This window comes from Streptomyces sp. NPDC051909, assembly GCF_040681095.1.
In the GTDB taxonomy this organism is placed as follows: domain Bacteria; phylum Actinomycetota; class Actinomycetes; order Streptomycetales; family Streptomycetaceae; genus Streptomyces.
Genome location: NZ_JBFAYA010000036.1, coordinates 45,032 through 50,860, shown reverse-complemented (window position 1 = coordinate 50,860; position 5,829 = coordinate 45,032). Strand labels below are relative to the sequence as shown.

General features: G+C 68.8%; 8 protein-coding genes and 1 other RNA gene. 3 read left to right on the top strand and 6 right to left on the bottom strand.

The window, feature by feature from the left end:
- Together AB0M18_RS33620 and AB0M18_RS33615 are read left to right on the top strand one after the other, a co-directional pair.
- Positions 1-206: hypothetical protein (locus tag AB0M18_RS33620; RefSeq protein ID WP_365764776.1), on the top strand; the 206-nt coding region annotated here is incomplete at its 5' end.
- Positions 207-290: 84 nt separating this feature from the next.
- Positions 291-587: a hypothetical protein gene (locus AB0M18_RS33615; protein WP_365764774.1), complete on the top strand. Its 297-nt coding sequence runs from the start codon at positions 291-293 to the stop codon at positions 585-587.
- 269 nt (positions 588-856) lie between these two features.
- Here AB0M18_RS33615 and ssrA read toward each other — a convergent pair.
- From ssrA to ftsE, 5 genes are all read right to left on the bottom strand, one after another.
- Positions 857-1,225: a transfer-messenger RNA gene (gene ssrA, locus AB0M18_RS33610) on the bottom strand.
- A gap of 110 nt (positions 1,226-1,335) precedes the next feature.
- Positions 1,336-1,875, bottom strand: coding sequence for an SsrA-binding protein SmpB (smpB, locus tag AB0M18_RS33605; protein ID WP_365764772.1), 540 nt, complete (start codon positions 1,873-1,875; stop codon positions 1,336-1,338).
- A gap of 18 nt (positions 1,876-1,893) precedes the next feature.
- Complete coding sequence (locus tag AB0M18_RS33600) at positions 1,894-3,072, bottom strand: S41 family peptidase (protein WP_365764770.1); 1,179 nt, start codon at positions 3,070-3,072, stop codon at positions 1,894-1,896.
- Positions 3,073-3,151: 79 nt separating this feature from the next.
- The gene (gene ftsX, locus AB0M18_RS33595; protein ID WP_265868057.1) at positions 3,152-4,069 is read right to left on the bottom strand and encodes a permease-like cell division protein FtsX; all 918 of its coding nucleotides are present in this window, start codon (positions 4,067-4,069) and stop codon (positions 3,152-3,154) included.
- A gap of 22 nt (positions 4,070-4,091) precedes the next feature.
- Positions 4,092-4,781: a cell division ATP-binding protein FtsE gene (gene ftsE / locus AB0M18_RS33590; RefSeq protein ID WP_128983761.1), complete on the bottom strand. Its 690-nt coding sequence runs from the start codon at positions 4,779-4,781 to the stop codon at positions 4,092-4,094.
- Between the two features lie 258 nt (positions 4,782-5,039).
- Between ftsE and AB0M18_RS33585 the strand changes: the two genes are divergently transcribed.
- Positions 5,040-5,225, top strand: coding sequence for a hypothetical protein (locus tag AB0M18_RS33585; protein WP_365764767.1), 186 nt, complete (start codon positions 5,040-5,042; stop codon positions 5,223-5,225).
- Between the two features lie 85 nt (positions 5,226-5,310).
- Here AB0M18_RS33585 and AB0M18_RS33580 read toward each other — a convergent pair.
- The coding region (locus AB0M18_RS33580; RefSeq protein ID WP_365764765.1) for an LPXTG cell wall anchor domain-containing protein at positions 5,311-5,829 on the bottom strand (519 nt) is incomplete at its 5' end.

The following is a 5,829-nucleotide window of genomic DNA, read 5'->3' as shown; positions in this document are numbered from 1 at the left end:
ACCCGCAGTTCTGGAACATCAACGGTGCCCCCGAAGCGTCGGTGGACTGGTTCCACAAGTACCGGGTCCTCGGTGTCGTGACGACCGACCCGACGGGGGGGGACGACCCCCGGACCCCCAGCAGACACATCCCGCACGGCACCGGCGTCCGCACCGCACCGCACCGCACCGCACCGGCGTCCGGACGACGGGCGGACACCGCCTGAGGCGCAGAATCCCCCGGCAGGGTGACACATGCGCGCGCACGCCGACGGTACCGTTCAGATGTACGCCCAAGCGGAGGAGAACGCATGAGCGCCCAGCACGCCGAAGCCACCCACCCGGTGCCGCCGCCCCCGAAAACGGTCGCCGACATACGCGCCGCGCTGCGCCAGGGCCGCGGGTTCCCCGGCGACGCGGAGAGCTTCGAAGCCGACCTGGCCCGGGCTCTGGACGCCTCGACACCCGCGGACCTGCACCGCGGCTCCCAGGTGCTCAACGAGTGCGCCGGGAGCATCGCGGCCTTCTCGGACCCCGAGTTCGACGCGGCGGTGGAAGAGGGGCTGGACTTGATCGCCGAGATCAAGAAGCGGAGGCCGTTGCCTTGAGCCGACGCATCGCGATCGCGGAAATCACCGCGGACGCGGCCCGACGGCTGAAAGCTCTCGGCACGATCGCCGAGGAGGCTGTGGAAGCCCTGCGCCACGAACTCGAGTACGCACCTCGGCTGGGCGTCCAGCGTGGCCCTCTGCGTGGCACGGGCGAGGCGACCGTCTACCGAACCCGTATCGAGGCCCGTCCCGGCATGCCGGGCCATGACAAAGGCCCGGCGGTCCGTACGAGACGTACGACCACCGGGCCCGTGCCCACATGGGATGAGTGGAGATGGCGGGAATCGAACCCGCGTCCAACGGTGCGGAACCAGGGCTTCTCCGTGTGCAGTCTGGTACGAGTTTCTCGGCCCTCCGGATCACCCAGACAAGTCCGGAACGGGCTCAGTCACTGCTTGATTTCCCTCTTCACCCCGTGACCGGGATCAAGGTTTAGTCCCCTAGCTGATGCCAGGATCCGGGTCGGGAACAGCCCCGGGCTGACACTTCGCAAGTCGCTACTTAGGCAGCGAGGGCGAAGGAATCGCGCTTGGTGTTGGCGATTATTGGTTTCGGCGCGTGGTTTACGAGATCATTGCCGCTTCCTCGACACGCTTCCCCTGCTTCGACATCCGCTGTCGAAACCGATCATCCCCATGTTGATTTTTCAAAGGTTGCACCCTCTGTGGGGTGCAGGGCCCATGGTACGTGACCAGCGGGCACGGTTGCCAGCAGATTAACGCTCCCGGGCTCAACGCTCCTAGGCTCAACGCTCCTGGGCGCGCTGGCGCCGCTTGGCCGCCGCGATGGCCCGCGCAGTCTCGCGCGTGTCCTGCTGCTCACGCAGGGTCTGCCGCTTGTCGTACTCCTTCTTGCCCTTGGCCAGCGCGATCTCGCACTTCACCCGGCCGTTCAGGAAGTACAGCGCGAGCGGCACGATCGTGTGACCGGTCTCGGAGGACTTCTGCTCCAGCTTGTCGATCTCCTCCCGGTGCAGCAGCAGCTTCCGCTTCCGCTTCGCCGAGTGGTTGGTCCAGCTGCCCTGGGTGTACTCGGGCACGTGGATGTTGTGCAGCCAGGCCTCTCCGCCGTCGATGTGGACGAATCCGTCGACCAGCGACGCCCGGCCCATGCGGAGCGACTTCACCTCGGTGCCCATGAGCACGACGCCGCACTCGTAGGTGTCCAGGATGAGGTAGTCGTGCCGCGCCTTCTTGTTCTGCGCGATGAGCTTGCGCTCCGGCCCCTTGTCCTGGGCCTTCTTCTTCGCAGGCTTGCCCTGCACGTTGACGAGTCCCTTTGCCATAGTGCAGTCATTTTCGCACTACGAGGCCCCTCCGAGGCCACTCAATACCGTGCGGGCCCGCTCCTCGGGCCGGTCGCCTCCGGCCACGTCCGGGGTGATGCCGCTGCCGTCCACGGCGTGACCGGCGGGGGTGCGGTAGTGGCCGACGGTGACCTCGGCGACGGAGCCGTCGGGCAGGGTGCTGGGCATCTGGACCGAGCCCTTGCCGAAGGTCGGCGAGCCGACGGTGACCGCCCGGCCGCGGTCCTTCAGGGCACCGGTCAGCAGCTCGGCCGCGCTCATGGTGCCGCCGTCGATCAGCGCGACCAGCGGCCGTGCGGTGTCGCCGCCGCCCTCCGCGTACACCGCGTGCTGCTGCCCGTCGATGTCGTACGTGGCGACGAGACCGCCGTCGAGGAAGGCGGAGGCGGCGGACCGGGCCTCGGTGAGCAGCCCGCCTGAGTTGCCGCGCAGGTCGAGCAGGACGCCGGCGCCGGCCGGTGCGGAGCGCACGGCCCGCCGTACCTCCTCGCCCGTTCCCTTGGTGAAGGCGGCCACCCGGATCAGCACCGTGCCGTCGCCGAGCCGGCGGACGGCGACCGGGTCGACGGCGAGCCGGGCCCGGTGCAGCGGTTCGGTCCAGACGGCGCGGCCGCGCTCGACGCCGAGTCCGACGGTGGTGCCGGGGACGCCGTCGCCGCGCAGCAGGGAGACGATCTCGGAGACCGAGAGCCCGTCGACCGGGCGCCCGTCCACGGCGGTGAGCCGGTCGCCGGGGCGCAGTCCGGCCCGCTCGGCCGGGCCGCCGGGCTGCACCCGGCTGATCTCCACCCGGTCGCGTGCGGTGCGGCGGGCGGAGAGGCCGACGCCGGTGTAGGCGCCGTCGAGGGCCTGCTCGAACTCGGCGTACTCCCGCTTGTCGTACACGGCGCCCCAGCGGTCCCCGCTGCGGCTGACGAACTCCTCGGCGGCCTTCTTGCCGGACTTGCCGTCGGCCATGGCCTCGGCGGCGGCCCGGGCGAGCGCGGCGCGGTCGACCGTGGACCGGCCGGCGGCGGTGGCGGCGGCCGGGGCGGGCTCGCGCGCCGGCTCGCGCCGGGGCAGGGAGCCGGTGGCGGCGGCGGTGCCGAGCACCCCGGTGAAGACCAACGTCAAAGCGGCCCCACGGAGAACTCCGCGGGGCCTACGACAGAACTCGGGGCCGGCACCGGCACGCATGCCGCCCACTCTAGGACAAGCGAATGGCGCCGTACGGTGGTTGGCCGTACGACGCCATGCACTCAGTGCGAGTGAACTGTCACACCTTCAGGTACTTGCGCAGCGCGATGAAGGCGGCGACGGCCGGCATCAGCAGGCCGATCGCGAGGACCAGCGGCAGCTTGGCCAGGACCGCGTCCCAGCCGATGAAGTTCACCAGCTGCATCTTGTCGGCGAGCGCGATGCCGTGGTCGATCAGGAAGTACCGGCCGACCATCAGCATGACGCAGGCGACGGCGCCGCCGAGCAGACCGGCGAAGGCGGCCTCCATGATGAACGGCATCTGGATGTAGAAGTTGGTCGCGCCGACCAGCCGCATGATGCCGGTCTCGCGGCGCCGGCTGAAGGCCGAGACGCGGACCGTGTTCACGATCAGCATCAACGCGATGATCAGCATCAGGAACATGACGCCGAGGGCGGCGATGTTCATGCCGTTCATCAGGTCGAACAGGTTCTGCAGGATGTTCCGCTGGTCCTGGACGGACTCGACGCCGTCCCGGCCCGCGAAGGCGGTCGCGACCACCTTGTACTTCTCCGGGTCCTTCAGCTTGACCCGGAAGGACTGCTGCATCTGGTCCGGGGTGACGACGGACGCGATGGCCGTGTCGCCGTACTGCTCCTTGTAGTGCTTGAAGGCCTCGTCGGCGGACTCGCGGTGGACCGACTCGACGATGTCCATCTTCTTCAGATCGGCCTCGATCTGGTCCGCCTGCTGCTTGGTGACGGCGCCCTTGGTGCACTTGGGCGAGGTGGACCCGTCACTCTTGTTGCAGAGGAAGATGGAGACGTTGACCTTGTCGTACCAGTAGTCCTTCATCGTGCTGACCTGCTCGCGCATGAGCAGCGCCCCACCGAACAGGGCCAGCGACAGGGCCACGGACACGATGACGGCGAAGGTCATCGTCAGATTGCGGCGGAGACCGACCCCGATCTCCGACAGCACGAACTGAGCGCGCATGGTGTGACTTCTCCCTGTCCGCTCAGTGCTGGTAGCCGTAGACGCCGCGCGCCTGGTCGCGGACGAGGCGGCCCTTTTCGAGCTCGATGACGCGCTTGCGCATCTGGTCGACGATGTTCTGGTCGTGGGTCGCCATGACGACGGTGGTCCCTGTCCTGTTGATGCGGTCGAGCAGCTTCATGATGCCGACCGAGGTCTGCGGGTCGAGGTTGCCGGTGGGCTCGTCCGCGATCAGCAGCATCGGGCGGTTGACGAAGGCCCGGGCGATGGCGACACGCTGCTGCTCACCACCGGACAGCTCGCCCGGCATCCGGTCCTCCTTGCCGCCGAGGCCGACCAGGTCGAGCACCTGCGGCACCGCCTTGCGGATCTCGCCGCGCGGCTTGCCGATGACCTCCTGGGCGAAGGCCACGTTCTCGGCGACGGTCTTGTTGGGCAGCAGGCGGAAGTCCTGGAAGACCGTCCCCAGCTGGCGGCGCATGTGCGGCACCTTCCAGTTGGACAGCCGGGCGAGGTCCTTGCCCAGGACGTGCACCTGACCTTGGCTGGCGCGCTCCTCGCGGAGGATCAGCCGCAGAAAGGTCGACTTTCCGGAGCCGGAGGAACCGACGAGGAAGACGAACTCCCCCTTCTCGATCTCCAGGGAGACATCCCGGAGCGCGGGGCGGTTCTGCTTCGGATAGGACTTGGAGACGTTGTCGAATCGGATCACGAATGCACCACGGTCGGCCGGGAGTAGGTGTGCGTGACCATACGCGAACCGGGAAGGCCCGCGCAGTCGCGGTCCTCGCTTGTGTGCTTTATCCTTTTCGTCCTTGCGCCCGCGTGCTCATGGGGCGCGCCGAAAAGCTCCGGAGCTGGCACAGTGGTAAAGGGAACGCACGGATCGTGCCGGGCGTTGTCCTGATGGAGATCCTTGTACGAGGAGCTTCAGGAGCTTGAGGAGCCTGGTGCGGGAGGAGGAGAGCGCATGACCTATGACCGGCTGGTGTGCGCCAACTGCGCGGCGCCCGTCGCGGAGGGCCGCTGCCCCGTCTGCCGCGCGAACCGCGAGCGACTGCCGCAGCCGACGGGCCTGACCCCGACGATGCTGCTGACCCTGGTGATCGCACTGGTGGCCGCGATGACGCTGCTGGTGGCGGTGCGGGGGGTGTAGGAGCCCGCAGAAGCCATACCGGAAGGGCCGGAGGTGCTGGAAAGCACCTCCGGCCCTTCTGTACGTGCTGTACGCCGTCAGTGGATCAGACGGCGGTACGACCACCGGTCACGAGGCGCGGCAGGAAGCGGAAGCCGATGCCGCCCGCGATCATGGTGGCGGCCCCGATGATCAGGAACGAGGTCTCGGCGGCGCCGGTCTCGGCCAGCTCCTCCTTGGCCTTGCCCTGCTCGACGGGCTGCGAGCCGGCGTTGTTGGTGCCCGGGTTGTTGTCGACACACTCGGCCCCGTCGAGGTCGACGGTGCAGGTGCCGGCACCACCGTCGGTGGAGGAACCACCGGAGGTGGAGGAGCCGCCGGTGGCGGAGGAGCCACCGGTGGCCGACGAACCGCCGTTGTTGCCACCGTTGGTGGTGGTACCGCCGCTGTTGCCACCGGTCGTAGTGGCGCCACCCGTCGTCGTGGTACCGCCGCTGTTGCCACCGTTGGTGGTGCTGCCACCCGTGGTGGTGCTGCCACCGGTCGTGGTGCTGCCACCCGTGGTCGTCGTGCCACCGGCCGTGGTGGTGCCACCAGCGGTCGTGGTGCCCGCATCGGTACCACC